The 18,372-nt window shown below is 73.1% G+C and carries 19 protein-coding genes; 5 read left to right on the top strand and 14 right to left on the bottom strand.

Translation table 11 applies throughout. From position 1 onward, the window contains the following. Positions 1-327: 327 nt before the first annotated feature. Positions 328-945 carry a DUF3000 domain-containing protein gene (locus tag AFB00_RS00275; RefSeq protein WP_068795533.1) on the bottom strand — a complete coding sequence of 206 codons (618 nt, stop codon included), beginning with the start codon at positions 943-945 and terminating at the stop codon, positions 328-330. 94 nt (positions 946-1,039) lie between these two features. Here AFB00_RS00275 and hemE point away from each other — a divergent pair, with 94 nt between their 5' ends. Genes hemE through hemQ form a run of 3 tightly spaced genes read left to right on the top strand, consistent with a single transcriptional unit; the run spans position 1,040 to position 4,294 of the window. Continuing rightward, positions 1,040-2,125 (top strand): uroporphyrinogen decarboxylase, encoded by a 1,086-nt coding sequence (hemE, locus tag AFB00_RS00270; RefSeq protein WP_068795532.1) that lies wholly within the window; start codon positions 1,040-1,042, stop codon positions 2,123-2,125. Further along, positions 2,122-3,588, top strand: coding sequence for a protoporphyrinogen oxidase (gene hemG, locus AFB00_RS00265; protein WP_068795531.1), 1,467 nt, complete (start codon positions 2,122-2,124; stop codon positions 3,586-3,588). Before hemE ends, hemG begins: the two co-directional genes overlap by 4 nt. A 10-nt stretch (positions 3,589-3,598) precedes the next feature. Further along, positions 3,599-4,294 carry a hydrogen peroxide-dependent heme synthase gene (hemQ, locus tag AFB00_RS00260; RefSeq protein WP_068795530.1) on the top strand — a complete coding sequence of 232 codons (696 nt, stop codon included), beginning with the start codon at positions 3,599-3,601 and terminating at the stop codon, positions 4,292-4,294. A gap of 117 nt (positions 4,295-4,411) precedes the next feature. On the opposite strand, the gene msrB is transcribed toward hemQ, so the two are convergent. Together msrB and AFB00_RS00250 are read right to left on the bottom strand one after the other, a co-directional pair. Further along, positions 4,412-4,861 carry a peptide-methionine (R)-S-oxide reductase MsrB gene (gene msrB, locus AFB00_RS00255; RefSeq protein ID WP_068795529.1) on the bottom strand — a complete coding sequence of 150 codons (450 nt, stop codon included), beginning with the start codon at positions 4,859-4,861 and terminating at the stop codon, positions 4,412-4,414. Between the two features lie 33 nt (positions 4,862-4,894). Then, positions 4,895-5,176 (bottom strand): hypothetical protein, encoded by a 282-nt coding sequence (locus tag AFB00_RS00250; RefSeq protein WP_068795528.1) that lies wholly within the window; start codon positions 5,174-5,176, stop codon positions 4,895-4,897. Between the two features lie 60 nt (positions 5,177-5,236). Here AFB00_RS00250 and ligD point away from each other — a divergent pair, with 60 nt between their 5' ends. Then, complete coding sequence (gene ligD / locus AFB00_RS00245; RefSeq protein WP_068799853.1) at positions 5,237-6,250, top strand: non-homologous end-joining DNA ligase; 1,014 nt, start codon at positions 5,237-5,239, stop codon at positions 6,248-6,250. Between the two features lie 293 nt (positions 6,251-6,543). Here the strand turns inward: ligD and AFB00_RS32845 are convergent, their stop codons facing one another. The 9 genes from AFB00_RS32845 to AFB00_RS00200 all read right to left on the bottom strand — a co-directional run bounded on the left by AFB00_RS32845 (position 6,544) and on the right by AFB00_RS00200 (position 14,817). Then, positions 6,544-6,690 (bottom strand): hypothetical protein, encoded by a 147-nt coding sequence (locus AFB00_RS32845; RefSeq protein WP_156819310.1) that lies wholly within the window; start codon positions 6,688-6,690, stop codon positions 6,544-6,546. Between the two features lie 73 nt (positions 6,691-6,763). Next, the gene (locus tag AFB00_RS00235; RefSeq protein WP_068795526.1) at positions 6,764-7,948 is read right to left on the bottom strand and encodes a helix-turn-helix domain-containing protein; all 1,185 of its coding nucleotides are present in this window, start codon (positions 7,946-7,948) and stop codon (positions 6,764-6,766) included. A gap of 131 nt (positions 7,949-8,079) precedes the next feature. Then, positions 8,080-9,027 (bottom strand): NAD(P)H-dependent flavin oxidoreductase, encoded by a 948-nt coding sequence (locus AFB00_RS00230; RefSeq protein ID WP_068795525.1) that lies wholly within the window; start codon positions 9,025-9,027, stop codon positions 8,080-8,082. Further along, positions 9,024-10,634: a class I adenylate-forming enzyme family protein gene (locus AFB00_RS00225; RefSeq protein WP_231974137.1), complete on the bottom strand. Its 1,611-nt coding sequence runs from the start codon at positions 10,632-10,634 to the stop codon at positions 9,024-9,026. Before AFB00_RS00225 ends, AFB00_RS00230 begins: the two co-directional genes overlap by 4 nt. After that, positions 10,631-11,392, bottom strand: coding sequence for an enoyl-CoA hydratase/isomerase family protein (locus AFB00_RS00220; RefSeq protein ID WP_068795524.1), 762 nt, complete (start codon positions 11,390-11,392; stop codon positions 10,631-10,633). The genes AFB00_RS00225 and AFB00_RS00220 overlap by 4 nt, the downstream gene beginning before the upstream one ends. After that, positions 11,389-12,579 carry a CaiB/BaiF CoA transferase family protein gene (locus AFB00_RS00215; protein WP_068795523.1) on the bottom strand — a complete coding sequence of 397 codons (1,191 nt, stop codon included), beginning with the start codon at positions 12,577-12,579 and terminating at the stop codon, positions 11,389-11,391. The genes AFB00_RS00220 and AFB00_RS00215 overlap by 4 nt, the downstream gene beginning before the upstream one ends. Further along, on the bottom strand, positions 12,576-13,319 hold the full coding sequence (locus AFB00_RS00210; protein WP_083275143.1) for an enoyl-CoA hydratase/isomerase family protein: 744 nt from the start codon (positions 13,317-13,319) through the stop codon (positions 12,576-12,578). The genes AFB00_RS00215 and AFB00_RS00210 overlap by 4 nt, the downstream gene beginning before the upstream one ends. After that, positions 13,316-14,275, bottom strand: a complete 960-nt coding sequence (locus AFB00_RS00205) for a hydroxymethylglutaryl-CoA lyase (RefSeq protein ID WP_068795522.1) — start codon at positions 14,273-14,275, stop codon at positions 13,316-13,318. The genes AFB00_RS00210 and AFB00_RS00205 overlap by 4 nt, the downstream gene beginning before the upstream one ends. 56 nt (positions 14,276-14,331) lie before the next feature. After that, positions 14,332-14,817 carry a MarR family winged helix-turn-helix transcriptional regulator gene (locus AFB00_RS00200; RefSeq protein WP_068795521.1) on the bottom strand — a complete coding sequence of 162 codons (486 nt, stop codon included), beginning with the start codon at positions 14,815-14,817 and terminating at the stop codon, positions 14,332-14,334. 136 nt (positions 14,818-14,953) lie between these two features. On the opposite strand from AFB00_RS00200, the gene AFB00_RS00195 reads away from it, so the two are divergent. Continuing rightward, positions 14,954-16,300 (top strand): MFS transporter, encoded by a 1,347-nt coding sequence (locus AFB00_RS00195; protein ID WP_068799850.1) that lies wholly within the window; start codon positions 14,954-14,956, stop codon positions 16,298-16,300. Between the two features lie 21 nt (positions 16,301-16,321). Here the strand turns inward: AFB00_RS00195 and AFB00_RS00190 are convergent, their stop codons facing one another. Further along, positions 16,322-17,281, bottom strand: a complete 960-nt coding sequence (locus AFB00_RS00190; protein WP_068795520.1) for a DNA polymerase domain-containing protein — start codon at positions 17,279-17,281, stop codon at positions 16,322-16,324. 5 nt (positions 17,282-17,286) lie between these two features. Continuing rightward, entirely contained in the window at positions 17,287-18,264 is a 978-nt protein-coding gene (locus AFB00_RS00185) for a glycine betaine ABC transporter substrate-binding protein (protein ID WP_068795519.1), read from the bottom strand. Positions 18,265-18,372: the final 108 nt, after the last annotated feature.

The following is an 18,372-nucleotide window of genomic DNA, read 5'->3' as shown; positions in this document are numbered from 1 at the left end:
ACCCCCGGCGAGAGCACGGCCCCCCCGATCGGAGCCCCACCACCGGTGGTGCTGCCGGAGCCCTGCGCCGGCACTTGCTGGCCAAGTACAGCCACGTCGTCAACCTTCCTGGAGTCGGCCGTCAGCCCCCGACCAACACCGGAACCCGAGGGACGGAGAGTGGCGCTCGGCCGCCCGGGTGGGTGCCATGCGAGAGATGGTATCCCTCCATGCGGCCTAACGTCGCGTGTGCATTCGAACTTCTGGCCGTGAAAGTTACATGGATGTGGCGGCGGCCCCACTCCATCGGGTGATCTTTTTCGTCACCGCGCCGCTGACCTGCATCGATCAACCGGGTGACCGGCTCAACGGTACGGCGCCCGCCGGCGGCAGTCCGGCGGCGGTCGCGACCAGCGAACCGAACGCCACGGCGTGTCGGGTCAGGTCCGCGTCGCTCTCCGTAGGCGTCCAGGACGCCCGCAGCTCGACGTCGTCCTCCCGCGGCGGGTCGTCGTCGGCGGTCAGGGACGCCTCGCCGAGGCCCCCGAAGCGCACCGACGCGGTCTGGGTGACGGTGCCGCCGAGCGCGGTGAAGGCGGCGCCGGCGTGGCCGAGCGCGTCGGTCAGCCAGGACCAGCCGATCCGCGGCAGCATGTCGTCGCCGAGCTGCCCGGGCTCCAGCCGGGCCTGCACGAAGCACACCAGCCGGAAGGTGCCCTGCCAGCGGTCCTGGCCGTCCGGGTCGTGCAGCAGGATCAGCCGGCCGGACGTGTCCGGCTCGTCGAGGTCGTCGGTGCCGTCCCCGCGGTGCCCGATGTCGGCCTCCACGCTGGTCGCCCAGCTGTAGGGCGCGAGCCGGGGCGGCGCCTCGAGCGCGCGCACCACCAGTTCGGGGCGCGGCGCCACCGACGCGAGCGACGACACGGCCCGGCGGAACAGGGGAGGCGGCGAGTTCGGGTCCGGCACGGCGCGGAACTCTAGGCGGCGCCGGTCGTCGCACCTGGCAGGCGCGCCGGGTGGCTGCACGCCGACCGGCGCGCCGTGCGACGATGACGCCCTCATGAGTGCTGGGACCGACACCGCCGACACGACCGTCCAGTCCGCCACCGCGCGGCGCGACCTCGCCGGGGCCCCGTTCCTGGAGGCGGCGCACGGTCGTCGTCCGTCCCGGCTGCCGGTGTGGTTCATGCGCCAGGCCGGGCGCTCGCTGCCGGAGTACCGGGCGCTGCGCCGGGACAACGCGATGCTCGAGGCGTGCCTGACCCCCGACCTCACCTGCGAGATCACGCTGCAGCCGGTCCGCAGGCACGGTGTCGACGCCGCGATCCTCTTCTCCGACATCGTGGTCCCGCTGCACCTGGCCGGTATCGGCGTCGAGATCGTGCCCGGCACCGGTCCGGTGATCGAGCACCCGGTGCGCACCGCGGCCGACGTCGAGGCGCTGCCGGAACCGTCGCCCGAGCAGTCCGACCGGGTCGCCGAGGCGATCGCGCTGCTGCTGCCCGAGCTGGGGGACACCCCGCTGATCGGCTTCGCCGGGGCGCCGTTCACCCTTGCGTCCTACCTGATCGAGGGCGGGCCCAGCCGCAACCACGAGCGGACCAAGGCGCTCATGCGGTCCGAGCCCGACGTGTGGCACGCCCTGATGGGCCGCCTCGCCGCGATCACCGGCACCTTCCTGCACCGCCAGGTCGCGGCCGGGGTGGACGCGGTGCAGCTGTTCGACTCCTGGGCCGGCGCGCTGTCCGAGCGCGACTACCGGGAGTTCGTGCTGCCGCACTCGACGGCCGTCCTCTCCTCGCTGGCCGGTACCGGGCTGCCCCGGATCCACTTCGGCGTCGGCACCGCGGAGCTGTACGGCGCGATGGCCGAGGCCGGTGCGGACGTGATCGGTGTCGACTGGCGCACGCCGCTGGACGTCGCGGCCGCCCGCGCCGGTGGCGCCCTGCCGGTGCAGGGCAACCTCGACCCCGCGGTGCTGTTCGCCGGCCAGGAGGCGGTCGACGCCGAGGTGGTCCGGATCGCCGCCGAGGGCGCCCGATGCCCGGGGCACGTCTTCAACCTCGGCCACGGCGTGCTGCCGCAGACCGACCCGGACGTCGTCACCCGCACCGTCGAGACGGTCCACGCCCAGCCGGTCGGATGAGCCCCCGCGTCGCCGTCGTCGGTGGCGGGATCTCCGGGCTGGCCGCCGCGCACCGGCTGCGCACGCTGCTCGGCCCGGGTGCGGAGATCGTGCTGCTGGAGCAGCGGGACCGGCTCGGTGGTGTGCTCCGCACCGTCGATCTGGCCGGTGCGCCGTTCGACGTCGGTGCCGAGGCGTTCCTGGTGCGGCGGCCCGAGATGCCGGCGCTGCTCGACGAGATCGGGCTCGCCGCCGCGCTGACCCACCCGACCGCGGCGACCGCGACGATCCGCGCGGGCGGGCGGACCGCCGGGCTGCCGCGCGGGACGCTGATGGGGGTGCCCGGCCCGCAGGCGGTGCTGGACGGCGTGCTGTCCCCGGCCGGGCTCGCGACCGTGGCCGCCGAGCCGGACGAACCCCTGGACTGGGACTCCGGTGCCGACGTCGCGCTCGGCGCGCTGCTGCGCGAGCGGTTCGGCCCCGAGGTCGTCGACCGGATCGCGGACCCGCTGCTGGGCGGGGTCTACGCGGGCCGGGTCGACACGCTCGGCCTGCGTGCGACGGTGCCCGCGCTGGCCGCCGCGCTGGACGGCGGGGCGGCGTCACTGACCGCGGCGGCGGGTGCCGGGATGGCCGCGAGCGGGCAGCGGGCGGGCACGCTCGCTGCCGGTCCGTCCGGTGCCGCGCCGCAGCCCGCGGCGGCCGGGCCGGTCTTCGGGGCGGTGCGCGGTGGCTACCGGGAGGTCGTCGCGGCGCTGGTGACGGCGGCGGCGGCGACCGTCCGGACCGGTACGACGGTCCGTGCGCTGGCCCGGCGTGAGGGTGGCTGGCGGCTGGAGCTCGGCCCGGCACCGGCCCCGGAGCAGCTCGACGTCGACGCGGTCGTCCTCGCCGTCCCCGCCCCCGCGGCGCGGCGGCTGCTGGAGCCGGTCGTCCCCGCCGCAGCGACGGCCGCGGGCCGGATCGAGCTGGCGTCGTCGGCCGTCGTCGGACTGGCCTACCGGGCCGCCGACGTCGCCGGGATGCCCGCGACGTCGGGCTGCCTGGTGGCGGCCGACGAACCGCTCTCGGTGAAGGGCGTGACCCACGCGTCGACGAAGTGGGCGCACCTGGGTGAGGACGGGCTGGTGCGCGTCCGCGCGTCGATCGGGCGCTTCGGCGAGGCCGCGACGTTGCAGGTCGACGACGCCGAGCTGGTCGCGCGGACCCGCGCCGACCTGCGGGTCCTCGACGGGATCGACTCCGAGCCGGTCGCGGTGCACGTGCAGCGCTGGGGCGGCGGGCTGCCGCAGTACGGCGTCGGGCACGGGCGGATCGTCGCCGCTCTGGAGGACGCGGTCGCCGCCGAGCCGGGACTGGCGGTGACCGGGGCGATGCTGCACGGCGTCGGTGTTCCGGCCTGCGTCGGAACGGCCCGGGCCGCGGCGGAGCGGCTGGCGGGTGCGCTCGCCCGGGGGTCAGGGCGCCCTAACCCCCCGGCGTAGCATCGGCCGCATGGCCCGCGTGGACGTCAAAGCGATCAACGACACCATCCGCTACACCATGTGGTCGGTGTTCCGCGTCGAGCCCGGCCGGCTCGGCGACGACCGGGCCACGGCCGGCCGTGAGGCGGGGGAGTACCTGGACTCGCTGGCGAACAAGGACGTCACCGTCCGCGGGGTGTACGACCTCGCCGGGGTCCGGCACGACGCCGACTACATGATCTGGTGGCACGCCGCGGAGATCGAGTCGCTGCAGGCCGCCTACGCCGACCTGCGGCGCACCACCGCGCTCGGCCGGGCCTCGGTGCCGGTCTGGAGCCAGACGGCGCTGCACCGGCCGGCGGAGTTCAACAAGAGCCACGTGCCCGCGTTCATGGCGGGTGAGGACCCGAAGCGCTACGTGTGCGTCTACCCGTTCGTCCGGTCCTACGAGTGGTACCTGCTCCCGGACGCCGAGCGCCGCACGATGCTCGCCGACCACGGCAAGGAGGCCAGGGACTACGCGGACGTCCGGGCCAACACCGTCCCGGCGTTCGCGCTGGGCGACTACGAGTGGATCCTCGCGTTCGAGGCCGACGAGCTGTACCGCATCGTCGACCTCATGCGGCACCTGCGTGGCACCGAGGCGCGCCGGCACGTCCGGGAGGAGATCCCGTTCTACACCGGTCCCCGGGTCGAGGTCGGCGACCTCGTCGCCGCCCTTCCCTGACCCCGCACCCCTTCCCGCCGTCGCCGCACCCTCCCGCCGCCGCACTCATGGAGCTTCAGCCTCGTGCCACGAGGCTGAAGCTCCATGAGTGGAACCGGGGTCGGGGTGGGGTGGGGGCTACTGCTCCGCGGGAGCCAGGGTCAGGGAGACGGAGTTGATGCAGTAGCGCAGGTCCGTCGGGGTGTCGTAGCCCTCCCCGGCGAACACGTGGCCCAGGTGGCCGTGGCAGGTCGCGCACAGCACCTCGGTCCGGGTCATGCCCAGGGTGCTGTCGGTGCGCTCGATGATCGCGTCACCGGCCAGCGGGGTGAAGAACGACGGCCATCCGCAGTGCGAGGCGAACTTCGTCTCGCTGCGGAACAGCTCGGCCCCGCAGGCCCGGCAGTTGTAGACGCCGGTCGTCGTCGTGTCGGTGTACTCCCCGGTGAACGGGCGCTCGGTCCCGGCCCGGCGGAGCACCTGGTACTCCTCCGGGCTCAGCTGGGCCCGCCACTCGTCGTCGGTCTTCTCCACCTTCGGTGCCGGCAGGTCGCTCCCGGAGGCGGTGTTGCGGCTGAACAGACCCATGCCTCCACGCTAACCCTTTCCCGGGCGCGCGGCTCAGATCCAGGTGGTGACGACGAAGACCGCCGCGTTCGCGATCACCCACGCGGCCACGAGCAGCAGCAGGACGGTCACGGTGACCGCCGCCGTCCGGCGTGGGCCACGTAGCCGGTTGGCCGACTCGGCGAAGTCCCCGACCCCGCGGATGTAGCCCTCGACCGAGCACGACGGCACCCGCTGCATCCGGTCGAGGTGCGCGGCGAACGCCCGGGCCTCCGGATCGTCGGGATCCAGGCCGATCAGGTCGTCGTCGAACCGGGGGGACCGGTCAGGGGTCATGGGGGCACGATAGTCGCCGGAGGGCGGTAGGTTCCCCCCGTGGCGAGCCGTGAGGTCGTGATGCTGCGGGTGGACGGGCCGGACGGGCCCCGTGACGTCCGCCTGACCAGCCCGGACAAGGTCGTGTTCGACAAGCTCGGGATCACCAAGCGGGAGGTGGTCGAGTACTACCTCGCGGTCGGGGAGCCGATGACCCGGGCGCTGCGCGACCGTCCGACGAACCTCAAGCGGTTCAACTCCGGCGTGGGCGGCGAGCCGTTCTTCGTCAAGCGGGTCCCCAAGGGCGCCCCGGACTGGGTCCGGACCTGCACGGTCACCTTCCCGAGCGGGCGCACGGCGGAATCCGTCGCGATCACCGAGCCGGCGACGATCGCGTGGGCCGCGAACCTCAACACCCTCGACTTCCACCCGTGGCCGGTCCGCTGCCCGGACACCGAGCATCCCGACGAGCTGCGCATCGATCTCGACCCGCAACCGGGTACCGGCTTCGGTGACGCCGCCGTCGTCGCCGGGGTGCTGCGCGAGGTGCTCGCGGAGGCCGGGCTCACCGGCTGGCCCAAGACGTCCGGCGGGCGTGGTCTGCACGTGTTCGTCCCGGTGCGGCCGGAGTGGGACTTCATCCAGGTGCGGCACGCGGTGATCGCGATCGCGCGCCGGGTGTGCCGCCGGATCCCGGAGCGGGCGACCGTCGACTGGTGGAAGGAGGAGCGCGGGGCCCGCGTGTTCCTCGACTTCAACCAGGCCGCGCGGGACCGGACCATAGCCTCGGCCTGGTCGGTGCGCGGCCTGCCGGACGCCACCGTCTCGATGCCGCTGAGCTGGGACGCGGTGCCCGAGGTCGATCCGGCCGAGTTCACGCTGCGCAGCGTCCCCGGGATCCTGGAGCGGCACGGGAACCCGCACGAGGAGATGGCCACCGCCGAGCCGGGTGACTGCACGACGGCGCTGGAGTGGTACGCCGAGGACGAGGCGGAGCTGGGTGTGGCGGAGATGCCCTACCCGCCCGAGTACCCCAAGATGCCCGGCGAGCCGATGCGGGTGCAGCCGTCGCGCGCCCGGCGCGCCACCACCTGAAGCGCCCGCTCCCGGCGAACCGCCGTCGCCGGGCCGGAGCTACCACGGACTCGGGGAGCCGCCGGAGGTCTGCGCCTCGAGGATGCGCACAGCCCGGATCGCCAGCAGGAGGACGTTGCACGGCCACCGACGACGGCCCGTGCGAGGGGGCGGACACGCGCTGCAGCCACCGATGCCGTCCTTCACGTGCTCGGTGAGGAGCGATTCGAGTAGGTCGGGGTACCTCACCAAGAAGTCGACGGCATGATCGTCGGCTACCTCGTGGACCGGCTCCGGACGAGGGTCCGTCGACATCAGGAGATCGCCGCCAGTACGACGACGACGGCGAAGATCCCGGAGATGACGAACAGGGCGACCGCGAGGTTCCGGCCCGATCCGTCGTCGATCGGGCCTGGGTCCGTCGATCGCCTGCGAGGCCTGGTCGGCCGCTCTGCGTGCATGACCGAGCACGTTATGAAGCATCGATCACCGCGTGTCCACGCCGAGTGGACGCCGCGCCGGCCGGTCGACGTCCTATCCGGCGAGGCCCATCCGGTAGGCCATCCCCCGCAGTTCACGGCCGCTCGTGTCACGTCGCGCCCGGCGCAGCAGATCGCCGACCATCTCGCGGGCGAACGGGTTGGCCCGGGTGAACTGCGGGGCGACCGCCTCCGCGCGGGCCAGGGACCTCACCGCCTCGGACTCCCTGCCGCGCAGCATCGTCAGGCCGCGACCGTGATCGATGTGGAACGACGCCTGCCGGTCCCGGGATCCGATGGACCCGACGTCCACTCTCGTTGCCAGCTCCGGGACCTGCGCCAGGTTCCCGGTCTCCACAGCCAGGGTCACCCGCCACACACCGAGATTGCGCGGTCCGAACGACATGTCGCCGAACGTTCCCTCACCCGTGTGCGTGGCCAGCCGGTCCGCCTCATCGAGCAGGGCGGGCACGTCGTCGACGACGTCGTTGATCGCACTCTGCAGGGCCATGGACAGGAGGAGCATCCCGTAGGCCTGGGCTCCGTCTCCCTCCGGCTCGACCTCGTCGGCCGCGTCGCGCACCAGTCTCAGGGCCGCGCCAGGTGCATTGGTGCCGATCATGGCCCGGGCCCGGTCGAACTGCGTCATCGCGATCCATGCAGGGTCGCCGAGCGCCAGCGCCGCGCGGTGCGCGTGTCCGACCGCCATCCATGCGACATCGTGGAACCCGAGGTCCTTCACGAGCTGGAACGTCATCCGCAGCACGGGGACGGCCAGGGCCCGTGCCCGGCCCGATCCGTTGCGAGCGGCCGCCGTGACGTCGGTCGCCAGGCTCGGCAGCATCGCACCGAGCGTCTCGAAGTCACAGGACAGCGAGGCGGCCCGCGCGGCGTCCACCCGTGCCGCCAGACGGTCCGGATCGGGGAGGTCGACCGCGTCCAGGTCGTCCGTCTCGATACGACGCAGGGCCTCGCGCACGTCCTCCACCGACGCGCGGGCACCTGCGTCGGTCTCGGTGGCCGGGGCGAACGGCTGCCCCGTCAGCTCGGTCGGGGCGACCCGGAGCGCGGTGGCGAGCGCCGACAGCGTCGAGCGTCGCTCCACCGCACGCTCGCCCCGTTCGATCATGGACAGGTACGACTTCGACAGCCCCGCGAGTTCGGCGGCGGCCCGGAGCGACAGGCCGCGCCACACCCTGATCTCGCGTAGGCGGCGGCCGATCAGGACGTCCTCGGGCATGTGGGACCTACCCCTCCGGTCCGAGGCGAGACTGTTCGCCTCGCAGGCTAGGACATGGGTCGGGCTCGCGCTCGTGCGCTGTTCTTCCGGCCGTCGGTCGCGTGCACGCGACCGACGGAGGAGAGGGCCGGTCAGCGGGGGAGACGGTCGACGGTCTCCCGGTACTCCGTGACGATCCGCTCGACCAGCTCGGCCGCGGGACTCACGTCGTCGATCAGCCCGGCCGACTGGCCCGCCTCGACCTTGCCGCCGTGGACGTCACCGTGCAGCGCGGCAGCGCGTAGCGTCGCGGTCCCGAACGGCGAACGTCGTGCATCGACGCTCTCGCCCGCCTGTTCGAGAGCTGTCATGCGATCGGTGAAGTCGTTACGGACGGCGCGGATCACGCCAAGCCCGTGCCCGACGGTCCGAGTGTCGTCGATGCCCGCTGCGAGCACTGTCGCCTGGTACTCGGCGTGCACGGACGCCTCGGTGCTGAGCAGGAACCGGGTGCCGAGCTGTGCCCCGTCCGCGCCGAGCGCGAGTACTGCGGCGAGTCCGGCACCGTCGGCGATCCCGCCGGAGGCGACGAGCGGGACGTCCGGGACGGCCGTCGCGACGGCTCGGACCAGCACCATGGTCGTCACGAGCGCGGGTGGCGGGTGCCCGCCCGCCTCGGCCCCGACGACGACGAGCCCGTCCACCCCCGCGTCGGCGGCCTTGCGGGCGTGCTCGGCCCCCGCGACGACGTGCAGGCAGCGGGTCCCGAGCGCCCGGAACCGGTCGAGGTAGCGCCGGGGTCCGCCCTGCGAGGCGACGAGCACCGGCGGCGGCCGGCGTTCGAGCAGGTCGAGCACGTCCTCGATCCCCCCGCGGTAGAGCGGCAGATTCACCGCCCACGGCCGGTCGGTCCCGGCTGTCATCTCGTCGAGCGTGCGCTCCAGGTCCGGGAGCCGCATCGGTCCGGCGGCGACGACGCCGAGCCCACCGGCGTTACTCACCGCCAGCGGCAGCGCCGCCGCCGACGACACCCACGACATACCGGCCTGCACCACCGGTACCTCGGTCCCCAGTAGCTCGGTGAGCCTGGTCGTGATCACGTGTCCGCCCGCTCCAGCAGGCCGCGGGCGTGTGCGGCGAGCTTGTTCTTCTGGATCTTCGAACTCGCCGTCATACCGATGTCGTCGAAGCCGTCGACGATCCGCAGGTACCTCGGCAGCTTGAACCCCGCCATCCGTCCGCGTGCCCACTCCAGGATGTCGGCCTCGGTCGCAGCGCCCGGCGCGGTCAGCACGACGAACGCGAACGGCACCTCGAGCAGCCGGTCGTCGGGCACCCCGACGACCGCGGCCTGCCGCACCGCGGGATGACGGTGCAGCGTCTCCTCGACGTCGGCCGGCGCGACGTTCTCCCCGCCGACCCTGATGATGTCCCTGGTCCGGCCGACGAAGTGCAGCCGCCCGCTGTCGTCGAGGACGCCCAGGTCACCGGTGTCGAGCCAGCCGTCGGCGTCGATGGTGGCGGCGGTCTTCTCCGGGTCGTCGAGGTAGCCCTGCATGAGGTTCCAGCCCCGCACGAGAATCGTCCCGGGTTCGCCGGGCTCGCACGGTCGGCCGTCGTCCGCCCCGCGGATGCGGACCTCGACGCCGGGCTGCGGCGCCATGGCCGCGCTCGCCCTGATCTCCTCGGGCTCCCACCACGCGGACTGGGCGACGTTCGGGGAGGCCTCGGACTGGCCGTAGCCCGTGACGGCCTCGCGAGCCCCGAGCTCGTCGATCACCCGGCGGACGACCGTCGAGGATGCGGCGAGCCACGCCCCGCGCAGCTGCAGCACGTGCCGGTCCCGTTCGGGGTGGTCGAGCAACAGCAACGCCATGGTGTCGTTACCGGAGAAGTGCGTGCACCGCTCCGACTCGAGCAGCCCGAGCGCCTCGACGGGTTCGAACCGCGCCATCGTGACCAGCGTGGTCGCGTGCTGGATCGCCGAGAGCACCGACAGCGTGCTGCCCGCGACGTGAAAGAACGGGCGGGCCGAGTGGAAGCGGTCACCGGGACGCAGGCCCATCCGGGCACCGGAGAAGAACGCGTTCGCGCACATGCTGCGGTGGGTGAGCAGGACGCCCTTGGGCCGGGACGTGGTGCCGGAGGTGTACTGAACCAGCACGATGTCCTCCGCGATCCCTGTCGGCGCCGGGTCCCCGGCCGCCGCGCCGGCGGCGAGATACTCCCCCCAGGGGGTGCCCCACCCCGTCGACTCCCCGACGACGACGGTCTCCCGCAGCTCGGGCAGGCTCGCGCAGCGCCCGTCGGCGCCGATCCCCGTCGCACGCAGCAGGGCGGGCAGGTCGACCCGCAGCACCCGGTCTGCGGTGACGAGTGTGGACACCCGGGCGTGGGCCAGCGTGTAGTGGATCTCGTCGGCGGTGAACCGGGTGTTCACCGGCACCGTCACGGCACCGATCGAGCCCAGCGCTACGAACAGTGCGACCCAGCGCGGCCCGTTGCCCAGGCAGAGAGCGACTCGATCGCCGTGGCCCACACCGCGGGCGACCAGTGCCGCCCGGATCGCCGCCACCTCGTCGGCCAGCCCGGCGTAGGTGATCCGCTCCTGGGCGGAGACGACGGCCTCCACGTCGGGCGCGATCGTCGCGGCCCGGGCGAGAGCCTCGTGGGCGGTGAGCGGGCAGGCCGCGCGCAGGTCGATCACGATCGGGTTCCCTTCGTGGTGAAGCGCTCGACACCCGCACGCCAGTCCCCGGAGGCGAGGTTCTGCTCGATGGCGGCCATCTCGATGCGGATGCCCCGGTCGAGGTCGGTCTCGGCGCCGAGGTCGACGGCGCGTTTGGTCAGCGACAGCGCAGTCGGGGGCGCCGCGGCGATCGCGCGAGCGGTCTCCCAGCCGGCATCGGCGAGCTCCGCCGCCGGGACGAGCCTGCTGACGAGGCCGAGCTCCAGCGCCTCGCCCCCGGCCAGCCTCCGGTTGGTGAACAGGAGCTCCTTGGCGCGCCGCTTGCCGATCGCGCGCTGCAGCCGCTGGGTGGCACCGACCGTGCCCCAGTGCGGCTCGGGGAACCGGAAGCTCACGTCGTCGGCGGCCAGGGCGAAGTCCGCGGCGAGGGCGATCTCCCCGCCGGATCCGACCACGGCCCCCTGCAGCAGGGCGACGACCGGACGGCGGCACGCCTCGACCGCGGCGTAGGCGGCGAAGGAGGCGATCCGGCGGCGGCGGACCCAGGCAGCGTCCTTGCCGGTGCGTTCCTTGAGGTCCGCGCCGGCACAGAACACCGATCCCTGTGCGGCGAGGAGCACCACGTGCACCGACTCGTCCGCGTCGATCTCGTCGAACGCCGCGCGCAGCTGATCGCACATCAGCAGGTCGACGGCGTTTCGCGCCTCGGGACGGACGAGCTCGACGGTCGCGACGCCGTCGACGACGGTCGTCCGGATCCGCTGCGGGTCGCTCATCCGATCACCCCCGCGGCCCGCAGGGCCTCGATGTCGGCGGCCGACAGCCCGGCCTCGGCCAGGACTGCGTCGGTGTCCGCGCCGAGCAGCGGCGGTGCGGCTGTATCGGGCGGCTCCGCCCCGCTGTCGCGCAGCGGCGTGCGCAGCGCCGGGAACTCCCCCTCGGTCGGGTGGACGAATCCGCCGACGATGCCGCGGGCCGCGGCGTGCGGATCGGCCAGCGCCTCGCGCACGGATCGGACCTCGCCCACCGGGACGTCGACCGCCCGCAGCTCCTTCACCAACGGATCGCGCTCGTGGTGGGCGATCGCACCACGCAGGGCCGGCATCACCCGGTCCCGCTGGGCGACCCGATCCGCGTTACGGGCGAGTCCGGGGTCGGCGCCGAGGTCGTCCAGCCCGAGGACGGCGCACAGCGGCGCCCAGTGCTGGTCGCTGCCGCTGATGTGGAGCCAGCCGCCGTCACCGGCCTGGAACGCCGCGGACGGCACCCGACCGGGGTGCTCGGTACCGGTGCGGGCCGGATCCTCGTCGAGGGCGAACAGACGGGCGGCGTTGAGCGCGTGCAGGCTCAGCTGGACATCCATCATGGACACGTCGAGGTGACGGCCGCGGCCGGATGCCCCGCGCCCGGCGAGACCGGTGAGCACAGCGATCGCGACCCACAGCCCGGAGCTCATGTCCGCCACCGGGACCCCGCTCTTCGAGGGAGGCCCGTCCGGCTCGCCGGTCATCGCCATGACCCCGGACAACGCCTGGAAGACCGTGTCGTACCCCTTCCGGGAGCGGTCCGGCCCGGTCTGGCCGAACCCGGTGGTCGACACGTAGACCAGGCGCGGGTTCGCCGCGGACAGCTCGTCGTAGCCGAGGCCGAGCCGATCCATCGCGCCGGGCAGGAAGTTCTCGACGACGACGTCCGCACCGGCGGAGAGTCGGCGCGCGACGTCGCGGCCGCGCTCGTCCTTCAGGTCGAGGGTGACCGACCGCTTGCCACGGTTGAACGCGAAGAAGTAGGCGCTCTCTCCGTGCGGCAGACGCGGCTCGAAGCCACGGGTCTCGTCGCCGGTGACGGGCCGTTCCACCTTCACGACGCTCGCACCGAGCTCGGCGAGGAGCTGGGTGGCCATCGGGGCGGCGAGGACCCGGGAGAAGTCCAGGATCGTGATACCGGCCAGCGGTGCGGTCACTTCCGGAACCCCCGCATCAACGCGTTGACGTCCTGGCCCGCGCGCATCGCGGCCCCCGTCGGGAGGTCGGCGACACGGTAGAACAGGTCCTTGGCGGCGGCGATCGCCCGCGGCTCGACGGCGGCCCAGCGCTCGGCGATCTCCAGCGCCGCAGCACGCACCTCGTCGGGCGCGACGACCCGGTTCACCAGCCCGTGCTCCGCCGCCTCCGTGGCAGTGAGCAGCCGGCCCGTGCTGATCAGTTCGAACGCGAGCTTGCGCCCCAGGTGCCGGACAAGACCGGTCATCACCAGCGCGGGCACGATCGAGTGCCGCAGCTCGGGGTAGCCGAACCTCAGGTCCTCGCCGACGACGGTCATGTCGGCGCCGATAGCCAGACCGGCCCCGCCACCGACGGCGACACCGCGGACGGCGGTGACGACGGGCACGGACAACTCCTGCATCCGGGTCTGCAGCGACGAGGTGAGTGCGGCGCGCTCCAGCACGGGACCGGGATTGCCCGGGGTGAGTGTGGCGAACTCGCCCAGATCGGCACCGGAGCAGAACCCGCGACCGGCTCCGGTCAGTATCACCGCGCGGACGGTGGGATCCCGGTCGGCCTCGTCGAGCGCGTCACGCAGTGCTCGGGTCAACGTCGTGTCCAGGGCGTTCAGCTTGTCCGGGCGGTTCATCGTGAGGACCCGCACGGATCCGTCGTCCTCGCTGAGCAGGATCCCGGTGGCCGGGACGGTGGTGGTCACGCGAGAGCTCCTCGGGATCGGGCAGGTACGGCGCCGCGGGCGAAACCGGCCCGGGCGACCATGCTGTGCAGTGGGCGGCCCAGGGCGTCCTCGCACGCTGCGGATGCGGCGGCCACGGCGTCGAGGTCCAGCCCGGTCCACACCCCCATGGCGTCGAACAGACTCACCAGGTCCTCGGTGCAGACGTTGCCGGTGAGCCCGGCCCCGTAGCCGATCGTGGCCGGGTGCCCGCCCACGCCGCCGAGGGCGCTGTCGAAGTGCCGGCAGCCCGCGTCGAGCGCCGCAACCGCGTTGGCGATCCCGGTGCCGCGGGTGTTGTGGAAGTGCGCGACCACCGGGAGGCCGGGATGGGTGCGTTCCAGCCGTCCGAACAGGTCCGCGACCGATCCGGGGGTGGCGACGCCGGTGGTGTCGCCGAGGGTCACCGCGTCGGCGCCGAGATCGACGAAGCGAGCGACGTCCTCCGCGACCAGACCCGGGTCGACAGCACCTTCGAACGGGCAACCGAAGGCCACCGACACGACCCCGACGACCCGGAACCGGCCCGCCGCGAGCCGGGTCATCTCCGCCACCCGCTCCCACTGCCCCTCCCGCGTGGTGCGCAGGTTGCGCGCGGTGTGGGCCTCGGTGGCGGAGACGAGGAAACTCAGTTCCTCGGCGCCGCGCCCGGCATCGAGGTCCGCGAGGGCACGGCCGACGGCATGCGGGTTCGGACAGGTCGCCTTGAAGGCGACACCGGGCCGGTGGGTGACCCCGGCCAGCACCTCGGACGCATCCGCGAAGGCCGGCACCCGACCGGGATGGCTGTAGCTGGTCCCCTCGATGCGGGTGAACCCCGCGCTCGCGAACCGCTCCAGCAGGGCGACCTTGGTCGCGGTCGGCACGAACGCCGTCTCGTGCTGCAGCCCGTCGCGGGCGAAGCACTCGCAGATCGTGACCGCGTCCGGATCGGTCATCGGACACCTCCTCGTGAGATCCCCAGGAGACCGTTTGGTGTTGATTAAGTCAACAGCTAGGTGAGCTCGGCCTCGCCGCGCTCGCGCTGCTCGACCTCCAGTGCGGTCTCGGCGAGCCGGTCGAGTGCGCGCAGCAGGACGACGGCCTCGTCCGGGTCGAGTGCCGCCAGGAACTGGGCGTCGCGCTCGTTCGCGGCGGCGATGAGTCCCCGGTAGACCTCGGTGCCCGCCGCGGTCAGCGCGAGCTGTGATGTGCGTCCGGATCCTGTGGTCCGGTCCACCATGCCACGCTCGGACAGGCGGGCGACAACCCTGCTCATCTGGGCTTTGTCCAGGCCGGCTCGCCGTGCCAGCCGGTTGAGCGTCAGTGTCGGGTCCGCGGCGATCAGTGCGATGGCGCGCCACTCGCCCAGGCTGACGTCGAACTCCCGGCGGTAGCGCAGAGCCGCGCTGCGCGACAGTGCCGACGACGTCCGGGACAGTCGGTAGGACAGCAGTTGTGCGATGGGTAGGAGCTCCCCGCCATCCGGACGATCCGCCATGCCGGCATCCTATCGTTTGCGTCATAGGTGTTGACATAGGCAACAGATGAGACCGAGACTTCGGCCGCCGACGCGGTTGTCGCGCCGGCCTGCCACCCATGACGAAGGAGTCGCCGTCGTGGCCGAGAATCCGCCCGTGACCCGTAGCGATGACCGCGCCGAAACCGGCCCGGTCGATCGTGCGAAGACCTACCGCGCCATCGCCCTGCGCGTCATGCCGCTGCTGGTCGTCTGCTACATCGTCAGCTTCATCGACCGCACCAACATCGGGATCGCGCAGGAGGGGCTGCAACGCGACCTCGGGTTCGGACCTGCCGTCTACGGGCTGGGCGTGACCGTCTTCTTCGTGGGCTTCATCCTGTTCGAGGTGCCCAGCAACGCGCTGATGGCGCGGATCGGGGCCCGGAGGACGCTGGTCCGGATCATGCTGTCCTGGGGTGTCGTCACTGTCGGGACGATGTTCGTGCAGGACGAACTCACGTTCTACCTCGCCCGCTTCCTGCTCGGGGTGGCCGAGGCCGGGTTCTTCCCCGGCGCCCTGTTCTACCTCTCACGCTGGTTCCCCTCGGCCCGTCGCACCCGGATGACCGCGATCTTCTTCATCGGCGTCCCGGTGTCCGGCGTGCTCGGATCACTGGTCTCCGGCGGCATCATGCACGTGTTCGGCGGGGTCGCCGGTCTCGCCGATTGGCAGTGGCTGTTCCTGATCGAGGGCATCCCGCCGATCCTGCTGGCGCTGCTCGTCGCGTTCTGGCTGGTCGACGAGCCGGAGCAGGCCCGCTGGCTGACCCCGGCGCAGAAGGCGACGGTGCGCGCCGATCTCGACGACGACCAGCACCGCAAGGGTGGTGAGGGTGGCGGCGCCGTGCACGTGGGGATACGCACCGCCTTGCGCGACCCCAAGGTCTGGATCCTCGGCATCTGTGCCTGCGGGGCCTACACCCTGGCGAACGCGGTGTCCTTCTGGACCCCGCGGATCATCGCCGACGCCGGGGTGGGCGACGTCCTGGACCTCGGACTGTTCTCTGCCATTCCGCCGCTGATCGGGATCGTGGTGATGCTGGTCGTCGGCCGGCACTCCGACCGCACCCTGGAGCGGCGCTGGCACGCCGCGGGCAGCTGGATCGTGGCTGTCGCGGCGATGCTCGCCCTGTCGTTCTCCCACGGCAGCGTCGTGGTCGTGGTGCTGCTGCTCGCCGTGCTCGCGGCGGCGCACTACTCCGGGCTGACCGTCTTCTACTCGATCCCGTCGATCTACCTCTCCGATCGCGCCGCGGCGACCGGCATCGCGATCGTGACGTCGATGGGTTCCTTCGCGGCCGCGGCGTCACCGTCCCTGCTGGGGTTCATCCAGGCCGCGACCGGAAGCCTCGCGCTCGGCCTGCAGATCAGCGCGGGCATCGTCGTCCTGGCGATCCTCGTGCTGCTGTTCGGGGTCAAGGCCGGCGACCTCAAGGAACAGCCCGCCGGCTCCGGACGCTGAGAAGCAGGCTGTGGGCCGGGCTCAGCCCCGCTCCCGCTCCCGCTTGCGCCGCTTCCCCTCGTGCATCGCCTGCACCCGCGGAACCGGGATCTCCCGCCCCTCGGCCAGGATCTCCGCGGGCAGCTGCCCCGGCCCCGGCCGCAGCGTCCGCCACGGATCGGCGTCCCCGAGCAGGCCGGCCGCCGTGGTCACGGTGAACTCGGCCGGTGTCACCGCGTCCAGGTCGTCCCAGGCCACCGGGAACGACACCGGGAGGCCCGGCCGGGCGCGCGGGCTGTAGGCGGCGACCAGGGTCGCGCCGCCGGCCCGGGTCGGGTCCAGGAACACCCGGCCGCCGCGGTCGTCCTTGATGAACGCGGTGGTCGCGACGTCCGGGTCGAGCGCGGCGGCCCGGGCGCAGACGGCCCGGGTGGCGGCGAACGCGTCGTCGATGCCGAGCGGCGCGCTCAGCGGCACCACCAGGTGCAGCCCCTTCGCCCCGCTGGTCTTCACCACGGCGTCGAGCGCCAGCTCCCGCAGCGCGGCCCGCACCAGCCGGGCCGCCGCCACGACCCGGTCGAAGCCGCCGTCGGGCGGCGGGTCGAGGTCGACGACGAGCTCGTCGGTCTCGGCCCGGCCGTGCGCGACCAGGGTGGGGTGGAACTCGATCGCGCGCTGGTTGCCGAACCACAGCAGCGTCGCGCGGTCGGCGCAGACCGGGTAGTGCACGGTCCGCTGCGAGGCCTCGGCCCAGACGTCGATCGTCGGGATCCAGGACGGCGCCCCGCGCGGGGTGTTCTTCTGCATGAACGGCGCCTGCCCGGGCCGCGCCCGCACCACGGTCAGCGCCCGGTCGGCGAGGCCCGGAAGCATCCGGTCGGCGACCGCGTCCAGGTGGTCGAGCAGGTCCCGCTTGGTGACGCCCGCGCCGTCGAACACCTCGCCGTCGAGGGAGGTCAGCTCCACCCCGTCGCGGACCTCGTCCGGTTCCCGCCATGCCATCGCCCTCAGCCCCCGATGAACCCGCGCTCGGTCAGCCAGGACCGGGCCACGTCCCGCGGGCTCTCCCCGCCGGCCGAGACCCGCCCGTTCAGCCGCTGGACGGTCGGCTGGTCCAGCACCGCGCTGATCGGGGCGAAGACGTCGGCGACCTGCGGGGCCCGGTCGAACGTGTCCTGCCGGATCGTCGGCGCGGCGCTGTAGGTGATGTGGTAGCCGCGGTCGTCGTCGAGCACGGTCAGCCCGAGCCCGGGGATCCGTCCGTCGGTGGCGGCGACCTCGCCGAACAGGCAGTCGCCGTCGGCGGTCGACTGGTACACCAGACCCTGCTCGATGACCTGCGTGCGTTCCGCGGGGATCTGCACGTCGTAGGCCTGCTGCAGGCCGCGCAGGCCGCGCAGGCCGTCGGCGCGGGAGTTGTACTCGGTCTCCACACACACCGTTCCCGGCCGGCCCTCCCGGACGTGCGCGGCCATGTCGCTGATCGTGCGCAGGCCGAGCCGCTGCGCGGTCTGCCCGGCGACGACGAAGGCGTAGGTGTTGTTGAACCCCGCCCGGTCCAGCCACACGACGCCGTTGTCCGCCCGGTCCCGGTCGGACAGCTCGCGGAACACCTCGTCGTCGGGCAGGGTCCGGGTCTCGCGCAGGTAGGACGCCCACGCGGTCCCGGTGTACTCCCAGTAGACCGAGATGTCGCCGTCGATCAGCGCCTGCCGGGTGACGTCGGAGCCGCCGACGTTGCAGCGGTCGGTGACCGACGCCCCGACGGACTCCAGCGCGGCGATCGAGATCTGGCAGAGCAGCTGCTGCTCGTCGAAGTTCTTCGAGCCCACCACGTAGGTCTGGCCGGTGAGGTCGGCGGACCCGGCGAGCGTCCCGGCCGCGGCACCCGGCCCGGACGCCGTGAGGGCACCGCACCCGGCGAGCAGCAGGCAGGAGAGCGCCGTGGCGGCCAGTGCGACGGTGCGCCGGTGCGAGCGGGTCACGAGGTGTCTCTCCAGGTCGCAGGGGCTGGGCGCGCACAGCGGACCACGAAAGCGGACCCGGCGCAACGACGGCCCCGTGCCCCGCCGGGTGCGGGACGCGGGGCCGTC

The sequence above is a fragment of the Pseudonocardia sp. HH130630-07 genome (genome assembly GCF_001698125.1).
Taxonomy (GTDB): Bacteria; Actinomycetota; Actinomycetes; order Mycobacteriales; family Pseudonocardiaceae; genus Pseudonocardia.
Note: the sequence above shows the minus strand (reverse complement) of the source record. Positions and strands in the feature narration are given on the sequence as shown.